The organism is Streptomyces uncialis (genome assembly GCF_036250755.1).
Classification (GTDB): Bacteria; Actinomycetota; Actinomycetes; order Streptomycetales; family Streptomycetaceae; genus Streptomyces; species Streptomyces uncialis.
Genome location: NZ_CP109583.1, coordinates 4224385 through 4244694 on the forward strand (window position 1 = coordinate 4224385; position 20310 = coordinate 4244694).

The following is a 20310-nucleotide window of genomic DNA, read 5'->3' on the forward strand; positions in this document are numbered from 1 at the left end:
CTTCCGAGGTCTGTCCGGGTGGACGCACCTGTTTCCTGTGCCGTCGCTCGGTGGTTTTGCGCAGTTCCCCGCGCCCCTTTGGGGCGCACCCGGCCGGTTCTTCGGGTCGGTGCCGGTCGGGATTCTCCGTCCTCGATCCGACACGCTCGGTACGACGTCCAGCGGAGCTACTGAAGAGCATCGGAGTCTGCGAGCAGAGATTCCCGCCCACCCCCTCCCGCAGCAGTGCGACTGCGAGAGGAAGGGGGTGCCCCTTAAGGGGCGCGGGGAACTGCGCAAAAGACGAAGGTGGACCCGCACCCGAAGAGCGACCGAGCGGGGCAGCACCCAGGGGCGCGGGGAACTGCGCACCCACGGACGTACCCGCACGGGAACAAGTACGCCCAGGCGGGGAACCTCAGAAGCGCAAGCGAAGGCGGCCTGCGGGGAACTGCGCACCCACGGACGTACCCGCACGGGGACAAGTACGTCCAGCCGGACGGACCTCGGAAGCGCAAGCGAAGGCGACCTGTCAGGGGACGGCGACCGTGGTGGGGGCGGACGTGGTCGGCGCGGTGGTGGACGTGCCGCCGTAGGTGTAGCGGTACGTGGTGGTGCGGGTCGGGCGGACCGTCACCGTGGCCTCGCCCCCCGCACCGGTCCGCAACGACTTCACGGAGGTCCAGGACCCACCGTCCTTGCGCTGGAGGGTCACCCGCTGCCCCCCGTACGCGGCGTCACGCCCCTTGTTCCAGTCGGCACGTCGCAGATCGGCCGTGACCTTGACCGGCTTGCCCGGCCGCACGGCCTCGGGCGCCGCGTCCGTGGCGAGCCGCGCGGCCCGCTTCAGCCGCACCGTCCGGTAGCGGTCGTCGGAGGCGTACCCGTCGTCCCGGGCGGTGGCCTCCACGTACAACTGCCAGTCGCCCGCGAGATGGTTGGACCCCTGGAGGTCCAGCGTCGGGTCGACGGTGAAGCGGAGGGTGCAGACGGCCGCGCCCGGTGCCGTGTCGGCGCAGGAGCCCTCGTTGGTGTCGGGGTAGAGCATGCCGTCGATGTGCTCGGCGCTGTTCCCGCGCCACAGCCACGCGTAGGCGTCCCGGATCCCGGCGGAGTCCTCGGCCCGCACCGACATGGTGAAGTGCTTCTTCGCGGTGGAGCCCACCACGATGTCCTTGCCGCCGTTGACGTCGACCCCGGTGACCCGGGTACTCGCGCCCGGCCCCTGCGCCGCGGCGACGGGCCCGGAGGCGGGTCCGGTCAGCGTGGTCAGGGCCAGCGCACCGGTGAGGGCGGTGGCGGCGGCACGGATACGCATGGGTCCCCCAGGGAGGTCGGCCGGAGCCCGGTCGGGTTCCTGGAGCCTAGTGCGCACCCGTCCCGCGGGCATCCCCTCCGATCGGCGGGAACCCGTACGGCGGGGGCGTCGTGTCCCCGCCGTACGGGAGGCCGGCGACTCAGCGCACGTCGACGAAGTCCGCCTTCGACGTGACACCGGCGGTGGTGGCCGTACCCGGGTAGCTGAGGCGGAAGTCACCGTCGGCCGTGGGCTTCGTGGTGGTCCTCACCTTGCCCCGGCTGTCCGCCTTGACCGTCTTCACGGTCCGCCAGGTGCTGGTGCCCTTCTTCTTGAACTGGAGCTTCACGGCGCTGCTGGCGACACCGTTGTACTTGTGGGTGTTCCAGTCGGCGCGGGTCAGGGAGCCCGAGACGGTGAGAGCGTCGCCCCGGCGGACCGGCTCCGGTGTCGCGTCGGCGGTCAGCTTCGCCGCCCGCTTCACCTGGTGGGTGGCGTACTTCTGCCGCTCCACGGCGCCGTCATCCATGCTGTCGGCCGCGACCGCCACATGCCACTTGCCCGCGCCCGCGTTGGTGAGGTCGAACAGGCCCTCCGGCGACTTCGGGTCGGCGACGACCTTCAACGTGCAGGTGGACGTGGTGTCGCTGCTCTGGACGCAGTCGCCCATGCGGATGTCCGGCATGAGGATCGTCTGCGGGTTGTCGGCAGAGGTACCGCCACGCCACAGGGCGGCGAGGGCGACCGCGATGCCCGAGTCGTCCGTCGCGGTGACCTTGATGGTGAACGTCTTCTTGGAGACGCCGACCACGAGGTCCTTGCCGCCGTTGACGGTCACCTTGGTGATCTTCGGCGGGGTGGCGCGGCTCGCGGAGGCGCGGTCGTCGGCCTGGGCGGCGGTGCCGGTCAGTGCGGTCAGCGCCAGAGCGCCGGTGGTCAGCCCTGCAAATACACGAGTTCGCATACGTTCCCCTGGGTACGGGACGGTCGGCGGCTGCGGAACATCCGTCCGCAGGCGGCTGTCGACCGGATCCCGGTGGTCTGGATGAGGAGTCCGTGGACTCCATGGGACGCGGTGGGCGCCACGCCCGGACGGGTCAGAGGTCCCGTGAAGGTCCGTCCGGGCGGGGCTGCCCCCGCGAGGTTCGGGAAGGACCGGGCGACCGGTCCCCCGCGCTACGGCTAGCGGACGTCCACGAAGTCGGCGACCGACGTCGCGGAACCGGTGGTGCCGGAACCGCCGTACGTGAAGCGGTAGTCACCGTCGGCCGAGGCCTTGACGGTGGTCTTCACGGTGCCACGGCTGTCGGCCTTGACCGTCTTCACGGTCGTCCAGGCGCCGGCGCCCTTCTTCTTGTACTGGAGCTTCACCGAGTTGCTGGCGAAGCCGTTGTACTTGAGGTTGTCCCAGCTCGCCCGGGTGAGCGCGCCGCTGATCGTGAGGGTCTTGCCCTTCTTGACCGGCTCGGGCGTCGCGTTGGTCGTGAGCTTCGCCGCGCGCACCACCTTGGCGCTCTTGTAGTTCAGGTTCTCGGCGACGGTCTTGTCCTCGCCGTCCGCCTCGAACCTGATCGCCGCCGCGAGGACCTTCCACGTTCCCGCGTCCTGGTTGGCGAGGTCGGCCTTCGGGTCGGCCACGACGGTGTACTTGCAGGTGGCCGTGGTCGCGGTGCGCTTGCACGGGTCGTGATCGACCAGCGTGTCGGGCACCAGTACCGCTGACGGGTTGTTCACGGTGCCGCGATACAGAGCGGCCACGGCCAGGGTCACGCCCTTCCTGTCCGACGCGCTGACCTCGACGGTGAACTTCTTCTTGGACGTGCCGACGGCGATGGTCTTGCCGCCGTTGACGGTCACCTTGGTGATCTTGCCCGTGGCGGCGGCCGTGGGGGCCGCGAACCGCGCAAGGGCGCCGGAGTCACCGTCGGACGCGTGTGCGGCCGGGACGGCGAGGACGGAAAGGGCCAGAGCGCCGGTCAATACGGCGGCAGAGGCGCGAGTGCGCATATGTGTTTTTCCCCAGGTGCTGTGCGGCTCGCCGGCCCGGCACGCCACCCCCCAATACTGGGGCGTGCCCGTGTCCGGCGACCCGGTTCGGTCATGGAGCCGTACCGGCTCCACCCGCGAAGACCGCGTCGGCGGGCGAAAGGTTGTACGAAAACACGCATCTGCCGCGAGGCGGGATGCCGCCACCGCCGACGGGGATGAGGATTCCTCCGGTCCCGTCGGCGGCGGCGCCCGTCACACGGTGGGTCGTGTACGTCAGCGCACGTCGACGTAATCCGCGCCGGAGTTGACCGCCGGGGTGGTCGAGGTGCCGGCGAAGCTGTAACGGAACGAGCCGTCAGCGGTCGCCTTGACCGTGGTCTTCAGGTTGCCGCGGCCGTCGCTCTTGACGGTCTTGACCGTGCTCCACGCGGTCGAACCGCGCTTCTGGTACTGGAGCTTCACCGGCTGCGAGGTGTAACCCGCGTACTTCTCGATGTCCCAGTTGGCACGGGTCAGAGCACCCGTGACCGTCAGGGTCTTGCCCTTCTTGATCGGCTCGGGAGCCGCGTTGACCGTGAGCTTGGCCGCGCGCAGCACCTTGGCGCTCTTGAAGTTCTCCACCAGGGCGACGGGCTGGAAGGTGCCGTCGATCGCCATCGCGGCGACCTTCCAGGACCCCGCGTACTTGTTCGCCAGCTTCGTCCGCGGGTCGGCCGTGACGGTGTACTTGCAGGTGGCCGTGGTGGCGGTGTACTTGCACGGGTCGGCGGTCCCCGTGTCGTCCTCCTCCAGGAACACGTCCGGGTTGTCGAAGTCGTTGCCGCGCCACAGGGCGGCGACGGCAAGGAGTACGCCCGCCTCGTTCGACGCGCTGACCTCGACGGTGAACTTCTTCTTGGACGTGCCGACGGCGACGGGCTTGCCACCGTTGACGGTCACCTTGGTGATGTTCCCCGCGGCGCTGGAGGACGCCGCGAACGGCGTCGGCAGGTCGGCGGGAACGCGGGAGTCACCGCCGGACGCGTGCGCGGCCGGGACCATCAGGGCGGAAAGGGCCAGAGCGCCGGTGGTTAAGGCGGCGGAAGCGCGAGTTCGCATAGGTGTTGTCCCCAGGTGCTGTGGGGCCGCTGGCCCGGCACGCCACCGTCCGATACGGGGGTGTGCCTGTGTCCGGCGACCCGGTTCGGTCGTGGAGCCGTACCGGCTCCACCCGCTCAGACCCAGCGGACGGCCGCCTGGTTGCAGGAAACGCGTACGCGCCGCGACATGGAAGGGCGCCGCCGCCGAAGGGGAGAGTGTTCCTCTGGCCCCGATGGCGGCAGCGCCCGTCATACGCTGCGGGTCGTGGTGCGTCAGCGCACGTCGACGTAGTCCGCGCCGGAATTGACCGCCGGGGTGGTCGAGGTGCCGGCGAAGCTGTAACGGAACGAACCGTCAGCGGTCGCCTTGACCGTGGTCTTCAGGTTGCCACGACCGTCGCTCTTGACGGTCTTGACCGTGCTCCACGCGGTCGAACCGCGCTTCTGGTACTGGAGCTTCACCGGCTGCGAGGTGTAACCCGCGTACTTCTCGGTGTCCCAGTTGGCACGGGTCAGAGCACCCGTGACCGTCAGGGTCTTGCCCTTCTTGATCGGCTCGGGAGCCGCGTTGACCGTGAGCTTCGAGAGACGCTGGAGGCGCCAGCTCTTGATGTTGTGCGAGTCGTACGACGACTCGTAGTCGGTGGAGTTGAGGCTCACCTCGGTCCGCCAGGTGGTGGCGTCGGCGTTCTCCAGGTCGTAGTACGGGTCGACCGGGAAGGTGGCCTTGCAGTTGGAGGTGGTGGCCGAGGTCTCCTTGCAGGTGTTGCCGCCGAACTCGTTGGGCAGCATGATGCCGCCGCCGTTACGCGTTACCACGATGCTTGCGTCCGGCTCGATGTTCGCGCTGTGGCTGGCCGTGAACGTGATCGTGAAGACCTTCTGGGCCGTGGTGCCCACGACGACGTCCTTGCCGCCGTTGACCTTGATGTTGGTCAGCTTGATGGCCTCGGCGGCCGGAGCGGCCTGGGCGGCCGGGACGGCCAGCGCAGAGACGGCCAGGGCGCCGGTGACGACGGCGGCGGATACGCGGATGCGCATGAATTCCCCAAGTAAATCCAGGGGCTGACGAGCGGCCGCACACGCCACCCCCCAATTCTGGGGCGCGGGGCCACCGGAAAGCCCGGGTCGGTCCGTTGAGCCGGATGACTCAACGGACAAGACACACCATGCCATTGAACGGTTGCATCCGTCCACAAGATTTTGTCGCGTGAGCCGAGTTAACACCGATCGCAGGGTGACGCGAGGCCCGGCTCCGGGGTCGGGGCCGGGCCCCGGAGCGGTGGTCGGGGTCGCGCGGGAGGGGCGGTCGGGACGTCAGTCGAACCAGCGGTCACGGGCCAGTTCGTCGGTACGGGTCGGGTCCTCCAGCAGCGCGGCGACCTCGAAGCGGCGGGGCCACTGACCGGCCGCCCAGGCGAGACCGGCCGCGACACCCTCCAGCGTCGCCGCGTGCACGACCCCTTCGGCCGTGCGGTGCCAGTCGAGTTCCACGTCCCCGACGAACAGTTCCTCGTGCTCGGTGTACGTGGCCGGGACCGACGCGCCCAGCAGGACCCGTACCGGCTCCGGGGTCGTCCGCACCACACCGTCGTCCGACACGTCCCCCGTGACCACCGCGCCCAGGCGCCGCACCTGGAACAGTTCGGCGAGGTCGGCGGCCCGGGACGGGCTGACCGGCAGCAGCGGCAGCCCGGCGGCCAGCGGCAGCAGGTCCGGGGAGTCCGCGACCACGGCGGTGGCCGCGTCCACGACGGTGACCCGGCCGTCGACCACGGCCCGCAGCTCGTCCGGCAGCGTCACCTGGTCCGGCTCCAGCTCGGCCAGCGCCCCGTACAGGGCGTGGAGTTGGGCGGTGGTGACATCGCGGTCCGGGTCCGCGAGGCGTTCGAGGAGTTCGGCGGCGCCCCCCGGCTCGTCCAGCAGCGCGGCGACCGAGGTCCGCACCCCGAGGGCCGCGAGGACCTGCTCGTCGTCGAAACCGGCCGCGTCGGCGGACTCGTACAGCCCGGCGAGCAGCGGGTCGCTCCCGGCCGCGCGCAGCCCCGCCGGACGGCGGCCCTCCAGGACGGGGTGGCCGCGCAGCCACCAGGCCGTGTACGGGCGGACGCTCTGCACGCGGCCGTCCGGCAGCAGCACCCGCACCCGCTGGGTGAGGGCGTCCCGCAGCGGCGGCCGGGACAGCAGGGCGAGGGCCTCGGGCCAGCGGTCGTCGTCCACCAGGTCCAGGTCGCGGACGGCGATCAGCTCGGCGGCGACCGGCGGGACGGGGGTGTCCGGGAGCCCGTCCAGCAGGTCCTCGCACCACACGTCGACGGCGTCCAGCAGGCCCGCGTCGTCGGACTCGGCGAAGTCCCCCTCGCGGGGCTCCAGTTCGTCCGGGTCGAGGACCACGTCCATGGCGCGGACCAGCGCGAAGTCGGCGAGGACCCCGCAGGCGGCGAGCGGCTGCGCGCCCCAGCGTTCGGCGAGCTCCGCGTCCACGGCCGCCAGTTCGCCCTCGCGGACGACCTGCGCGAACGGGCTGCCCGGCAGGACCAGCTCACCCGCCGGAGCGGGTTCGCCGTCCTCGTCGGTGAGGGCCAGCGCGCCGAGCCACGGCTCGTCGCCCGGGGCGAGCGCCGCGTCCCGGACCAGGCCGAGGACGAGCTCCGCGAGCTGTTCCGCGTCGGGCGGGCCGCCGGCGCCGGGGGCGCCGGACTCGTCGGGGAACGGGTCGTCGTACCAGGCCTCGTCGTCCATCGACGCCGCGACGGCGGCCCTGACCTGCGGGGTCGTGAGCACCGCGCGGGGGGTCGCCGGGAGGGCGCCCAGCTTCTCCAGCAGCGGGTGCGCCGCGTCGGGGTGGGCGACCTTCAGACCGAGCCGGGCGAGCGCGGCGGGACCGCCACCGCCCGGCTCCGGCCCGGTGCCCGCGCCCTGACCGGGGACGGGCAGCAGGATCTGCCGGGGCCCGATCGTGGTCCGGCCGTCGGCGAGCGGCACCGGCAGGCCCGTCAGCCGGTCCGGGTCGACCCCGGCCAGGCTGTCGTACAGCCGCCACCACCACTCGGGGTCGCGCTCCAGCCCGGCCAGCCGGTCGACCGCGTCGGTCAGCGGAACCCGGGCCACACCCAGGGTGCGCAGCTCGGCGCGGCGTTCCAGCCCGGCGGGCAGCAGGCTCGGCAGCACCTCCGAGAGGACCCGTACGGTGTCCGCGCCCGCGCCCTCCACGAGTTCGGCGTCCCGGGGGCGCAGCGCGTGCCTGTCGGGGCCGCGGGTGGTGGTGCCGTCGTCCCATCCGCCGGGTGCGGCGTCGTCCCCGTGCGGGGTGCGGTCGGGGTCGGCGGCGGGCGGCAGGAACGCGGTGCGGGGCAGCCGCTCCAGGACGGCCGCGCGCAGCGCCCCGTCGAGTTCGGCGCGGCCCAGCGGGCCGGGGACCAGATCGACGATCCCGGGGCCCACCGGGCGCCAGTCGGCGAGGAGTTCGGCGTAGGCGTCGGCGGCGCGGGTCACCAGGAAGTCGGTCAGCGGGCCCGGGGCGGCGTGGCGGCGGGTGGGGTCCAGCGGGAACGACGCGATCAGCAGGGCCGGTACGCCGAGGGGTTCGTCGCTCGGGGTCGGCGCGTGCAGTACGGGCGCGGTGCGCGGCGGACGGGGGGCACCGGCGTCGTCCACGGGCACCGCCCAGGTCACCGACCAGTGCGGACGCAGACGTTCCTCGGTGGGACGGCCGGTCAGCAGATCGGCGGTCAGCGCGCCGGCACGGGCGACGGTACGCCAGCGGGTGGTGCCGTCACGGCTGTCCTCGATCACCGTGTACGGGGTGTCCGTACGGCGGCCGAGGGTCCGTACGGAGCCGTCCGGCAGCTCCACGGTCACCTCGGCGAGGCCCGGGAGGGTGAGCAGCAGGGCCTCGTCGATCCCGGTGAGGAGCCGTTCGGCGAGGTCACGGGCGGCGGCGTCACGCAACGGCATGACGACGACCGTGTCGTAGGGGTCCGGTACGGGGCCCTCGGCGGGGAACGGGAGCCTCAGCAGCGGGACATGGCCCTCGCGGCGGCGCAGTTCGTCGTCGAGGCTGCCGGTACGGGGGGCGGTGTCCTTGCCCTTGCCGGTGCCCGTGTCCGTGGCCTGTACGGCGGTCTCGGCGGCGAGGGCGCGGGCCTCGGTGAGGGACCAGCGGACGCCGCCCGCGCGGCTGAGGACGGCGGGCTCGTCGGTGACGGCGAGCACGGCGGCGAACCCGACGCCGAAGCGGCCCACCGCGCCCCGCGCGTCGTCGTCGCGCTTCGCGGAGGCCCGCAGGGTGGACAGGGAGACGGCGCCGGTCGCGTCGAGGGGGGCGCCGGTGTTCGCGGCGGTGAGGACCCCGTGCGGGGTGCCGTCGTCGTGGAGGGTGAGGCGCAGCCGGCCGGGGGCGGTGGTGCGGGACGCCGCGTCGGCGGCGTTCTGCGCGAGTTCGACGACGAGGCGGTCGCGGTGGCCGCCGAGGGCGAGGTCCTCCTCGGCGTTGGCGTCCTCGCGGAAGCGGGTGGGGGTGGTGTGCCAGGCCGTGAGGACCTCTTGGCGCAGGCTCGCTGTGCCGAAGGGGTCGGCGGTCCCCTCCGGGGTGGGGCTCGCGGGCTGGGTCACGGGGTGCTCCTCGGTTGTCCTCGGTCGTCCTCTTACGGTGGCCTCAGGCCCTCAGCGGCGAAGGTACCTTGTCGCCTTCGCTCGCGCTTTTGAGGTCTCTCCGCTGAGCGCACTCGTCCCTGTGCCCCTGGGTCTGTCCGGCTGGGCGCACCTGTTCCTGTGCCGTCGCTCGTGGGGTGCGCAGTTCCCCGCGGGCCGCCTTCGCTTGCGCCTCTGAGGTCTGTCCGGCGGGACGCACTTCGTTCCTGTGCCGTCGCTCGTGGGTGCGCAGTTCCCCGCGCCCCTGGGTTTCCTGTGCTGGGCGCACTTCGCTGCTGTGCCGTCACTCGTGAGGTGCGCAGTTCCCCGCGGGCCGCCTTCGCTTGCGCCTCTGAGGTCCGTCCGGCTGGACGCACTTCGTTCCTGTGCCGTCGCTCGTGGGTGCGCAGTTCCCCGCGCCCCTGGATGCTGCCCTATTTCGGTCGCTCTTCGGGTGCGGGTCCGCCCTCGTTTGTGCGCAGTTCCCCGCGCCCCTGGATGCTGCCCTATTTCGGTCGCTCTTCGGGTGCGGGTCCGCCCTCGTTTGTGCGCAGTTCCCCGCGCCCCTGGATGCTGCCCCTTCGGGCTTGTTCGTCGGGTGCGGGTCTGCCCTCGTCTTCGCGCAGTTCCCCGCGCCCCTGACGGGGCGCCCCATTCCCGTTGTCTTTCGGGTGCGGGCCCCCTCCTCGCGCGGTCGCGCTGCTGCGGGAGGGGGTGGGCGGGAATCTCTGCCCGCAGACTCCGACGCCACCAGTGGGGCCACCTTCCCGTCCCTACCGAGCGCGTTGGAGCGAGGACGGAGGATTGCGACCGGCACCGACCCGAAGAACCCACAGGAAGCGCCCCAAAGGGGCGCGGGGAACTGCGCGAAAACGACGAGCGACGGCACCGGGACAAGTGCGTCCAGCCGGACGGACCTGGGAAGCGCAAGCGAAGGCGACCCGCGGGGAACTGCGCACCCCCGTCCGACCCGCACAGGGATAGGTACGTCCAGGTGTGGAACCCCAGGGGCGCGGGGAACTGCGCACCCACCGAGCGACCTACACAGGAACAAGTGCGTCCAGCCGGACAGACCCCGGGGCACAGGGACAAGTGCGTCCAGCCGGACGGACCTGGGAAGCGCGAGCGAAGGCGTCAGGTGGGGTCGGGGGACTCCGTGGTGTGGAGGGGGAAGACGTCGACGCGGGTCTCGTCGAGGACCGGCGGGGTCATCGGGGCGGCCCGGGGCATGACCGCGGCCTCCGAATGCCCCCCGCACCCGTACGCGAGCGACACGAGCCGCCCGTCCGCGGGCGAGAACTCGTTCGCGCAGGCACCGAACGCCTGCCCGAGCGCACCGCCCAGCGGGGTGAGGAAACCGCACGAACCGCAGTTCGCCGGCGCGGCCTGCGCCATCGGCGTACCCGCGCCGAACGCCACGTCCCAGCGGTCCGCCGCGTCCCGCAGCCCGTACCGCGACAGCACCCGGGCCCGCCCGAGCCCCAGCTCGACCGCGACCTCGGCGATGTCCCCGCGCGAGGGCGTGACGGGCAGCGCGGGCGGCGGCCCGTCGGTCCTCCCCGCGGCCTCCCGGGCCGCGTCGAGCCCGGCCCACTCCTCGGAGCGGACGGAGTTCGGCGCGGGCGCGTCCTCACCGGACCGGCCGCCCGCCAGCCGGGTGTCGTCCACGGCCCCGGACAGGGCGGCGTCCGCGTCGTCGGATTCCACGGCCTCCGGGGCCACGACGGCGCCGGGCTCCAGCCGCGGATCGTCGTCCTCGGTGGGCAGCAGGTCCCCGGGACCGAGGTCACCGGGGCGCAGCCGCTCGCTCCAGGGCAGCCATTCGGGGGCCAGCAGCGCGTCGGGGCCCGGCAGCAGCACCGTCTCGTCGAGCGTGACCTGCTTGGCGCGGGACGCGCGGGCCACGGTCACGGCCCAGCGCCAGCCCCGGTAGCCGGGCTCCTTGCATTCGAACAGATGCGTGACCACGCGGTCGCCCTCGACGACCGTCGCGACATGCTCACCCACCACCCCCGGCGCGGCGGTCTCCTCGGCGGCGGTGCGGGCGAGGCCGACGGCCTCCGCGCACAGACGGTCCGGGGTACGGCTTCGCGTTGTGGCTGCGCTCACGGGTATCGCTTCTCTCCTACGCCGTCTGTCGAGTGCGCCCTCCTGGCGGGCGGCGTTCGGTTCCACCGGGAACGCGGACGGAGCGGACCAGCGGGCCGCGTCGACGTCCGCGCCCGATCAACCCGGGCGCACCTGTGTCACCCATTCTGCGTGATGACGGAGAGGCGCGCGGCCAGGACCGACCACCGCAGGCGCGCTACGCACGCTACCCTCTCCGGCGGCCCGCGCCCACACCGGCGTACGGTGCGGCTCGCGTTGTTCCCACCCCGAGACCTCCCGGGGCCCGCCCCACGACATACCCCGACACACCGGCGCGGGCCCTGTACGGGCGCCCTGCCCCAGGTGACGGGGGCCGGTACACGGGGCGGTACGTGGGGCACGCCACGTCCGGGGGACGCGGTATCCCCACTTGATCGTGCTCCCAGGGGGCACTATGACGGGATGGCAGTAGCCAGGTCGCCCCGCTCGCCGGGCGGACCCGGTCCGTTGCGCCGGGCCGGCCGCTCGGTGGGCCGTGTGCTGCGGATGCCGTTCACGGGCCCGGCCCGGGGCATCCGCAAGGCGACGCACGCCCACGGGGCGGGTGAGTCGGGGCTCGGCAAACTGATCGAGCTGCACGCGGTGAACGGCGCCGGGGACGTGATGATCACCGTGGCGCTCGCCTCGACGGTGTTCTTCGCCGTCCCCACCGACGAGGCACGCGGCCGGGTCGCGCTCTATCTGGCGATCACGATGGCGCCCTTCACCCTGCTCGCACCGGTGATCGGCCCGCTGCTGGACCGGCTGCCCCACGGGCGCCGCGCGGCGATGGCGGGCGCGATGCTGGCCCGCGCGGTCCTCGCGCTGCTGCTGTCCGGGGCGGTCGCCACGGGCAGTCTGGAGCTGTATCCGGCGGCGCTCGGCGTACTCGTCGCGTCCAAGGCGTACGGGGTGGTCCGCAGCGCGGTGGTGCCCCGGCTGCTGCCGCCCGGGTTCTCGCTGGTGAAGGCGAACTCACGGGTCACCCTCGGCGGGCTGCTCGCGACGGGGGTGGCCGCGCCGATCGGCGCGGGCCTCCAGATGCTGGGGCCGCGCTGGCCGCTGTACGGGGCGTTCGTGCTGTTCGTGGCGGGGACGTTCCTGTCGCTGTCGATGCCGCGGGTGGTCGACTCGGCGAAGGGCGAGGACCGGGCGCTGCTCGCGGCCGACCCGGAACATGTGTACCGCGCCCGTACGGGGAAGGTGCGGCGGCCGGGCCTGCGGACCGTCGGCCCGGCGGTGACGCACGCGCTGGCCGTGAACGCCTCGCAGCGGTGTCTGTCGGGCTTCCTCATCTTCTTCCTGGCGTTCCTGCTGCGGGAGCATCCGATGACGGGGCAGAGCGCGGCGGTGTCCCTCGGGGTGGTCGGGGTGTCGGCGGGCGCGGGCAACGCGCTCGGTACGGCGGTGGGGGCGTGGCTGCGGGCCCGGACGCCGGAGATCATCATCGTGACGGTGGTGGCGTGCGTGGTGGGCATGGCGGCGCTGGCGGCGGTGTTCTTCGGGGCGGTGATGGTGGCGTGTCTCGCGGCGGTCGCGGGGTTCGCGCAGGCGCTGTCGAAGCTGTCGCTGGACGCGTTGATCCAGCGGGACGTGCCGGAGCTGGTGCGGACCTCGGCGTTCGCGCGGTCGGAGACCGTGTTGCAGATGTCGTGGGTGGTGGGGGGCGCGGTGGGGATCGTCCTGCCGCTGAACGGTGCGCTCGGCCTGTCGGTCGCGGCGGGCATCGTGGGCCTCGGCTGGTCCACGACCGTACGGGGCCTCCTGGCAGCGGCGAGGGGCGGTCCGGCCCACCCCCGCATCGCCTAGGCCGTCGCTTGCGCTTCCGAGGTCTGTCCGGCTGGACCCACTTGTCCCTGTGCCGTCGCTCGGTGGGTGCGCAGTTCCCCGCGCCCCTGGATGCTGCCCCCTTGCGGTCGCTCTTCGGGTGCGGGTCTGCCCTCGTCTTTGCGCAGTTCCCCGCGCCCCTTTGGGGGCGCCCCGTTCCCGTTGTCCTTCGGGTGCGGAACCTCCCTCCGGAGCGAGGACGGAGAATCCCGACCGGCACCGACCCGAAGAACAAGCAGATGGCGCCCCGAAGGGGCGGGGGGAACTGCGCATCCCACGAACGACCTGTACAGGGACAAGTACGTCCAGCCGGACAGACCTCGGGTGCGAGCCAAGGGGGGACCTTTGGGACCACCCGGGTGGGGGGTGGGGCGTGGGCGCACCCGCGTGAGGGCCCGCGGGGGCTGGCCCGATAGCCTTTCGCGCATGACGTCCCTGTCCGCGGCCGAGCCGCACCTGAAGTCAGCCCCGGCCGCCGCCCGGTCCCGTCGGACCATCGCCGTCGCGGGCGCCGTCTGTGCCGGTCTGCTCGTCCTCACGGCGTGCGAGAAGCCGACCGCCGTCGCGACCGTCACCGTCGCCGACATCTCCGTGACCTCCGAGGCCACCTGCTACGAGGACGGCAAGGCGATCAAGCCCGCCGACGTCGAGACGTGCCTGAAGGAGAAGAAGGACGTCAGGCACATCACCGTCGATCCCACCGAGACCGTCCGCTTCGGCGTCGACCCGGTCATCGCCGACAAGAGCTGGACGCTCCTGCTCAACGGGCAGCGGCTGACCGACTACAGCAAGAAGACGTACCTCGCCGTCCCGGGCAGCGTCTTCTTCAACGAGCAGTACGGCGCCAGCGGCTCGTCCACGATCGTGACCATCGCCGAGGGCGGCGAGAACAAGGTCACCGGCCTGTGGTCGTTCCGGCTCAAGAAGGGGTCCTCCTGACCCCGTGACAGCGCCCGCGCGTCTCCTCGTCGTCACCGCGGTCCCCGCCGAGCGGGACGCGGTGGCGCTCGCGTTCCTGCCCGAGCAGCGGGAGATCCGGCTGCCGGGGGCCGAGCTGCGGCGGATCACCACGGCGGGCGCCCGCTGGGACCTGCTCGCGGCGGGGGTCGGCCCGGCCGCCGCCGCGGCGGCCACGGCGGGTGCGCTGACCGCCGCCGCGCTCGGCGGGACACCGTACGGGCTGGTGGTCTGTGCCGGGATCGCGGGCGGTTTCGAGCCGCTCGCCCCGGTGGGCTCGCTGGTGGTCGCGGACGCGGTCACCGTCGCGGACCTGGGCGCCGAGTCCGGTACGGACGCGGACGGGTTCCTGCCGGTCACCGCGCTGGGCTTCGGCACCGTCACCCATACGCCGCCACCGGGACTGGTGCGCGAGGTGGCGGACGCGCTGGGCTGCGCGGCGGGGACGGTGCTCACCGTGTCGACGGTGACAGGTTCCGCCGCCCGCGCCGGGGTGCTGCGCGCGCGGCACCCGGGGGTGCTCGCCGAGGCGATGGAGGGGTTCGGGGTGGCCGAGGCCGCCGCCGCGCACGGCGTCCCGGTGCTGGAGATCCGCGCGGTGTCCAACCCGGTGGGCCCCCGTGACCGGGACGGCTGGCGGATCGGCGCCGCGCTCGCGGAGCTGACCGGCGGGTTCGGGAAATGCGCGACGGTCCTGGAGAGTTGGCGAGAGGTATGACGACCCCCGACGAAGCACCGGCCACCGGTGACGCGCTGCGCATCGCCTACTCGCCCTGCCCCAACGACACGTTCGTCTTCGACGCCTGGGCCCATGGACGGCTGCCCGGCGCGCCCGCGCTCGACGTGACGTTCGCGGACATCGACCTCACCAACGGCTGGGCGCGGCAGGGCACGTACGACGTGCTGAAGGTGTCGTACGCGGTGCTGCCGTGGGTGCTCGACGACTACGTGCTGCTGCCGTGCGGCGGGGCGCTGGGCCGGGGCTGCGGGCCGCTGGTGCTGAGCCGGGAGCCGGGGCTGGACCTGACCGGGCGGACGGTCGCGGTGCCGAGCGAGCGTTCGACGGCGTATCTGCTGTTCCGGCTGTGGGCGGCGGAGCGGGTGCCCGGCGGGGTCGGCCGGGTCGTGGTGCTGCCGTTCGACGAGATCATGCCGGCCGTGCGGGACGGGAAGGTCGACGCGGGCCTGGTGATCCACGAGGCCCGCTTCACGTACCAGGCGTACGGGCTGCACCGGCTCGCGGACATGGGCGAGCACTGGGAGTCCACGACCGGGCTGCCGATCCCGCTGGGCGCGATCATCGCCAGGCGTTCGCTGGGCGCCCCGCTGCTGGCCCGGCTCGCCGACGCCACCCGGGCCTCGGTCCGGGCCGCGTGGGACGACCCGGAGGTGTCCCGGCCGTATGTCCTCGCGCACGCCCAGGAGATGGACCCGGCCGTCGCGGACCAGCACATCGGGCTGTACGTGAACGAGTTCACCGCCGACCTTGGTGACGAGGGGTACGCGGCGGTGCGGGGGCTGCTGACCCGGGCGGCGGCCGAGGGACTCGTACCGCCCCTCGGCCCCGGGGCCCTGGCCTTCCCCTGACCGGTGGCCGGGCGGGGCGCGGCTACACGTCGAGCTGGTCGGCGACCGCGCGCAGCAGTCCGGCGATCTGCTTGCCGGCGGCCTTGTCGGGGTAGCGGCCCTTCTCCAGGCTGGGCGTGATGTTCTCCAGGAGCGTCGTGAGGTCCTGGACGATGGACGCCAGCTCGTCGGGCTTGCGGCGCTGGGCGGCGGCCACGGACGGGGTCGGGTCCAGCACCGTCACCGACAGGGCCTGGTCGCCGCGCTGGCCCGCCACGACGCCGAACTCGACGCGCTGGCCGGGCTTGAGGGCGTCGACGCCGTCGGGCAGTACGGAGGAGTGGACGAAGACGTCACCGCCGTCGTCGCGGGAGAGAAAGCCGAAGCCCTTCTCACTGTTGAACCACTTGACCTTGCCGGTAGGCACGTGAAGTCCTCGTCCTCGTACTCGTCGATCCGTCCCGTCTGGGGACGGCACTGGGAAAATCGGGAAAGCGGCTCTGGATAGGGCCTTGGGCCGTGGTGCGGCGGGCCACTCCGACCCGCCGGGGCCAAGCCTATGGGTCGGTGGGTCGCTGACAGGACGGTCCCGCGTTGTTCCTTCGCGCTGGGAACTACCCTGGTGGGGTGCGCGACAAAACCCAAGCGAATTCCGCGGCACCGGGCGAGGGACTGATCCGGGCCGGTGCGATCGTCTTCATCCTCGGTGCGGTGGCCACTGTGGTCACGGTGGCACCGCTGTTTCTCGGGACGACCCCGTTCCCGACCTATATGTTCTGGCTGAGCATGCTGATGGGGGTCGGTTTCGCGATCTCCGGGGCCGGGCTGCTGCGGTCGATCGCGGCACAGCGGGCGCAGGCGCGAGGCGCTGCCGCGGGGGGCTGATTCCGGCGGTCCGGTGCCACGAGTCTGGCCGGAACCCGCCGTCCCCGGGGTGTTCCGGTCGCCCCGCCGGCGGGTGGCGCCGGTGTGTTCCGCGACCGGGCGGGTCAGAGGTGGGTGGCCAGCCAGGGGGTGAAGGCCGTGAGGTCGGGGAGGATCACGTCCGCCCCGGCCTCCCGCAGCTCCGCCTCGGCGCAGGGTCCGGTGGTGACGGCCACCGCGAGGGCGCCCGCGGCGCGGGCCCCCCGGACGTCCCCGACGTGGTCGCCCACGTACACCGAGGCGCGGCGCTCGCGCAGGGCGCTCGCCTTGCCCTCCGCCCAGAGGTCCCCGACGACCTCCGCCTCGATCCCGAGATGGGCGAGGTGGAGCGTGGCGTTCGGCCCGTACTTGGCGGTGACGACGACGGCCCGGCCCCCGGCCGCCCGGACCGCGGCGACGGCCTCCCGGGCGCCCGGCATCTCCCGGGTCGGCGCGATCGCGATCGCCGGATACATCGCCCGGTAGCGATCGGCCATTTCCGCGACGTGTTCGGCGGGAAACCAGTTCACCAGTTCGTCGACGAGCGGCGGTCCCAGTCTGCTGACCACCAGTTCGGTGTCGATGGGAACACCCGTCTCGGCCGCGAGCGCGTCATAACAGGCCTTGATACCGGGCCGGGAGTCGATCAATGTCATATCGAGGTCGAATCCGACGACGAGCGCGGGGCCGCCGGCCGGGCCGTTCCCCCTCGGCGGCGGGGACGGATTTCCTGCGGGTTGCGTAGCGGGCGTCACAACAGCCATTGTGCCCGGGTCCGGGGAACGGCGGACATCCGGTGCGCGGCCCGGACCACCCGTCGCGCGCGGGAGACGTATCACGGGCACCGTGATCACCCATGGCCGGATCTCCCGCATACACTTAGCCAAGCCTTACCAACCTTCGTGCCACGGGGAGCGCCAGCCGATGCCGGTCAGACGTACCGTCGCGATGCTGGCGGCCGTGGTGGCGCTGCTGCTCGCGATACTGCTCAGCCTCGCCGTGGGATCACGCGCGATCGCCCCGTCCGTGGTGTTCGACGCCCTGCTCAACGGCGGGACCAGCGAGGACGCCGTGGTGGTCCGGGGCCTGCGGGTGCCGCGCACCGTCATCGCGGTGATGGTCGGCGCGGGTCTCGCGCTGGCCGGCGCCGCGATGCAGGGCATCACCCGCAACCCGATCGCCGACCCCGGCATCCTCGGTGTCAGCCAGGGCGCGTCCGTCGGGGTGGTGTTCGCCATCGCCTTCGCGGGCGTCCACAGCCTGCACGGCTATGTCTGGTTCGCGTTCGCCGGCGCGGGTGCCGCCGCCGTCGCCGTCTACGCGATCGCGGCCCGGGGCCGGGGCGGTGCCACCCCGATCAAACTCGCGCTGGGCGGCGCCGCGATCAACGCGCTGCTCGTCTCCGTACTGACCGCGGTCCTCACGACCCGGGCCGCCGCGATGGACGAGTTCCGGTTCTGGCAGGTCGGCTCGCTCTCCGGACGGGACGCCGAACTGGTCCACCAGATCTGGCCGTTCCTGCTCGCCGGGGCGCTCCTGGTGGTGTCCGTGGCCCGTGGCCTGGACGCCCTGGCGCTCGGCGAGGACATGGCGAAGGGCCTCGGCCAGAAGGTCGCGACGGTACGGATCGTGGGCGGCCTCGGCGCGACCGTCCTCACCGGCGCGGGGGTCGCGGCGGCCGGACCCATCGCGTTCGTCGGGCTCGCCGTCCCGCACATGGCCCGCGCGATCGTCGGCGGCGACCACCGCTGGCTGCTGGCGATGTCCGCGCTGATCGGCCCGACCATGCTGCTCGTCGCCGACACCGTGGGCCGGATCGTGTTCCCCCCGAGCGAGGTCCCCGCCGGAGTGATGACGGCCCTGATCGGCGTCCCGTTCCTGATCACCCTCGTCCGCAGAAAGGCGGTAGCCGCGTGACCGTCCCCGTCAGGCCCGGCGCGGCAGTGCGGGCGGTACGCCCGTGAGGTCCCGCACCGCGGACGGACCCGCCACCGGCCAGGTCCCGTCCCCGCCCGTCCCGCTCGGCGAGGTCCCCGCCGCGCGGGGCTCCCGGCCCGCCGGATACACCCCCCTGCGGTTCGGGACGGCGTCGTTCCTGCTGCACCGGCGGACCTCGGTCGCCGTCACCGGACTGACGCTGCTGCTCGCCGCGGCGAGCGTCGCCTATCTGTGCGTCGGTGAGTCGTTCGTACCGCCGGGCGAGGTGCTGCGCGTCCTGACCGGGCAGCCGTCGTCGGCGGAGCTCGTCGTGGGCACCCTGCGCGCCCCGCGGCTGGTGGTGGGGCTGCTGGTGGGCGCCGCCTTCGGGGTCGCCGGGGCGCTGATCCAGACCGTGGCCCGCAACCCGCTCGCCAGCCCCGACATCATCGGGGTGAGCCAGGGCGCCGCCGCCGTCACCGTCGGCGCGATGACCTTCGGCATCGGCTCGTTCGCCGTTTTGCCGTACATCGGTGTCGCGGGCGGCATCGTCGCCGCCGCGCTCGTCTACGTCTTCGCCTGGCGCGGCGGACTGCACGCCACCCGGTTCGTGCTCATCGGTATCGGGATCGCCGTCGCCCTGCGCTCGGTGACCTCGCTGTTCCTCACCAAGGGCGACCATCTGGTGGCCCAGCAGGCCCAGGTGTGGATGACCGGCTCGCTCAACGGCCGGGGCTGGACCGAGGCCGCCCCGCTCGGCTGGACGCTGCTGGTGCTGCTGCCCGCCGTGGTGTGGGCCGCGCACGCCCAGCGCCGGGTCGGCGTCGACGACGACACGGCGACCGCCCTCGGGGTGCGCCTCGGCCGGGTCCGGCTCGGGCTCGTCGCCCTCGGGGTCGTCCTCGCGTCGGTGGCGACCGGGGCCGCCGGGCCCGTCGACTTCGTGGCGCTGCTCGCCCCGCAGGTCGCCCGCAGGCTCACCCGCACCGCGCAGATCCCGCTGCTGTCGTCGGCGCTGCTCGGCGCCGTGATCGTGGTCCTCGCGGACCTGCTGGCGCGGCGGATGTTCTCCCCGACCGAACTCCCGGTGGGCGTCCTCACGGCGGCCGTCGGGGCGCCCTACCTGATCTGGCTCATCATCCGCAGCCGCAGTGGAGGTACCGCGTGAGCAAGGCACTGACCAGCAAGGCGGCCCCGGCGCACGGGGACACCCCGATACCGGACGGGTCGCGGCTGCGCGCCAGCGAACTGACCCTCGCCTACGACGACCGCACCGTCGTCCACTCGCTCGACCTCGCGGTCCCCGACGGCGCGGTCACGGTGATCGTCGGCCCCAACGCGTGCGGCAAGTCGACCACCCTGCGGGCGCTCGGACGGCTGCTGAAGCCGCGCGGCGGCGCGGTGCTCCTCGACGGCGCGGCCCTCGCGACCCTGCCGACCAAGCGGATCGCCCAGCAGATCGGGCTGCTCCCGCAGACCCCGGTGGCGCCCGAGGCGATCACCGTCGCGGATCTGGTGGGCCGCGGCCGCCAGCCGCACCAGCGGTGGTGGCAGCAGTGGTCCGAGGCGGACGAGCGGGCGGTGACGGAGGCGATGGACCGCACCGATGTCACGGCCCTCGCGGAGCGTCCGGTGGACGAGCTGTCCGGCGGGCAGCGCCAGCGGGTGTGGATCGCCATGGCGCTCGCCCAGGAGACGGAACTCCTCCTGCTGGACGAGCCGACCACCTATCTCGACATCTCCCACCAGGTGGAGGTGCTGGACCTGGTCCGCCAGCTCAACCACGACCGGGGCCGCACCGTCGTGGTGGTCCTGCACGACCTCAACCAGGCCGCCCGGTACGCGGACCACCTGGTGGCGATGAAGGACGGCCGGATCGTCGCGGAGGGCCCGCCCTCCGAGGTCGTCACCGCCGAACTGGTACGGGACGTGTTCGGCCTCGACTGCGTCGTCGTCCCCGACCCGGTGACGGGTTCCCCCCTGATCGTCCCCGGCCTCCCCTGGCAGCCCGCGGGAGCCTGAGCCGGACGTCCGACG

At 73.1% G+C, this 20310-nt stretch carries 17 protein-coding genes; 8 read left to right on the plus strand and 9 right to left on the minus strand.

Translation table 11 applies throughout. From position 1 onward, the window contains the following. Window positions 1–511: 511 nt before the first annotated feature. The 7 genes from OG711_RS17305 to OG711_RS17335 all read right to left on the minus strand — a co-directional run bounded on the left by OG711_RS17305 (window position 512) and on the right by OG711_RS17335 (window position 11085). Entirely contained in the window at window positions 512–1297 is a 786-nt protein-coding gene (locus OG711_RS17305) for a hypothetical protein (RefSeq protein WP_329559688.1), read from the minus strand. A gap of 139 nt (window positions 1298–1436) precedes the next feature. Next, on the minus strand, window positions 1437–2240 hold the full coding sequence (locus OG711_RS17310) for a DUF5707 domain-containing protein (protein WP_329559689.1): 804 nt from the start codon (window positions 2238–2240) through the stop codon (window positions 1437–1439). A gap of 218 nt (window positions 2241–2458) precedes the next feature. Further along, on the minus strand, window positions 2459–3283 hold the full coding sequence (locus OG711_RS17315) for a calcium-binding protein (protein ID WP_329559690.1): 825 nt from the start codon (window positions 3281–3283) through the stop codon (window positions 2459–2461). 255 nt (window positions 3284–3538) lie between these two features. Then, window positions 3539–4363 carry a calcium-binding protein gene (locus OG711_RS17320; protein WP_329559691.1) on the minus strand — a complete coding sequence of 275 codons (825 nt, stop codon included), beginning with the start codon at window positions 4361–4363 and terminating at the stop codon, window positions 3539–3541. A gap of 254 nt (window positions 4364–4617) precedes the next feature. Beyond that, a complete protein-coding gene (locus OG711_RS17325; protein WP_329559692.1) occupies window positions 4618–5385 on the minus strand; it encodes a calcium-binding protein in 768 nt (255 codons plus the stop codon). A 276-nt stretch (window positions 5386–5661) separates the two neighbouring features. Continuing rightward, window positions 5662–8958 carry a sacsin N-terminal ATP-binding-like domain-containing protein gene (locus OG711_RS17330; protein WP_329559693.1) on the minus strand — a complete coding sequence of 1099 codons (3297 nt, stop codon included), beginning with the start codon at window positions 8956–8958 and terminating at the stop codon, window positions 5662–5664. Window positions 8959–10110: 1152 nt separating this feature from the next. Further along, window positions 10111–11085: a DUF3027 domain-containing protein gene (locus OG711_RS17335; protein WP_073783510.1), complete on the minus strand. Its 975-nt coding sequence runs from the start codon at window positions 11083–11085 to the stop codon at window positions 10111–10113. Between the two features lie 441 nt (window positions 11086–11526). On the opposite strand from OG711_RS17335, the gene OG711_RS17340 reads away from it, so the two are divergent. The 4 genes from OG711_RS17340 (at window position 11527) to OG711_RS17355 (ending at window position 15474) form a co-directional block, all read left to right on the plus strand. Then, window positions 11527–12912, plus strand: coding sequence for an MFS transporter (locus OG711_RS17340; protein WP_329559694.1), 1386 nt, complete (start codon window positions 11527–11529; stop codon window positions 12910–12912). A 444-nt stretch (window positions 12913–13356) separates the two neighbouring features. Further along, window positions 13357–13869, plus strand: a complete 513-nt coding sequence (locus OG711_RS17345; RefSeq protein ID WP_329559695.1) for a DUF2771 domain-containing protein — start codon at window positions 13357–13359, stop codon at window positions 13867–13869. A 4-nt stretch (window positions 13870–13873) separates the two neighbouring features. Beyond that, complete coding sequence (locus tag OG711_RS17350; RefSeq protein ID WP_329559696.1) at window positions 13874–14605, plus strand: futalosine hydrolase; 732 nt, start codon at window positions 13874–13876, stop codon at window positions 14603–14605. After that, a complete protein-coding gene (locus tag OG711_RS17355) occupies window positions 14602–15474 on the plus strand; it encodes a 1,4-dihydroxy-6-naphthoate synthase (RefSeq protein WP_329559697.1) in 873 nt (290 codons plus the stop codon). Before OG711_RS17350 ends, OG711_RS17355 begins: the two co-directional genes overlap by 4 nt. 22 nt (window positions 15475–15496) lie before the next feature. On the opposite strand, the gene OG711_RS17360 is transcribed toward OG711_RS17355, so the two are convergent. Further along, complete coding sequence (locus OG711_RS17360) at window positions 15497–15880, minus strand: cold-shock protein (RefSeq protein ID WP_073783505.1); 384 nt, start codon at window positions 15878–15880, stop codon at window positions 15497–15499. Between the two features lie 200 nt (window positions 15881–16080). Here OG711_RS17360 and OG711_RS17365 point away from each other — a divergent pair, with 200 nt between their 5' ends. Continuing rightward, entirely contained in the window at window positions 16081–16338 is a 258-nt protein-coding gene (locus OG711_RS17365; RefSeq protein ID WP_073783504.1) for a hypothetical protein, read from the plus strand. A 104-nt stretch (window positions 16339–16442) separates the two neighbouring features. Here OG711_RS17365 and OG711_RS17370 read toward each other — a convergent pair whose 3' ends face one another. Further along, on the minus strand, window positions 16443–17012 hold the full coding sequence (locus OG711_RS17370) for an HAD family hydrolase (protein ID WP_405673654.1): 570 nt from the start codon (window positions 17010–17012) through the stop codon (window positions 16443–16445). A 268-nt stretch (window positions 17013–17280) separates the two neighbouring features. Between OG711_RS17370 and OG711_RS17375 the strand changes: the two genes are divergently transcribed. The 3 genes from OG711_RS17375 to OG711_RS17385 all read left to right on the plus strand — a co-directional run bounded on the left by OG711_RS17375 (window position 17281) and on the right by OG711_RS17385 (window position 20295). Beyond that, complete coding sequence (locus OG711_RS17375) at window positions 17281–18273, plus strand: FecCD family ABC transporter permease (RefSeq protein WP_073783502.1); 993 nt, start codon at window positions 17281–17283, stop codon at window positions 18271–18273. A gap of 154 nt (window positions 18274–18427) precedes the next feature. Then, on the plus strand, window positions 18428–19441 hold the full coding sequence (locus OG711_RS17380; protein WP_329563873.1) for a FecCD family ABC transporter permease: 1014 nt from the start codon (window positions 18428–18430) through the stop codon (window positions 19439–19441). A gap of 8 nt (window positions 19442–19449) precedes the next feature. Beyond that, window positions 19450–20295, plus strand: a complete 846-nt coding sequence (locus OG711_RS17385) for an ABC transporter ATP-binding protein (RefSeq protein WP_385917668.1) — start codon at window positions 19450–19452, stop codon at window positions 20293–20295. The last annotated feature ends 15 nt before the right edge of the window (window positions 20296–20310 follow it).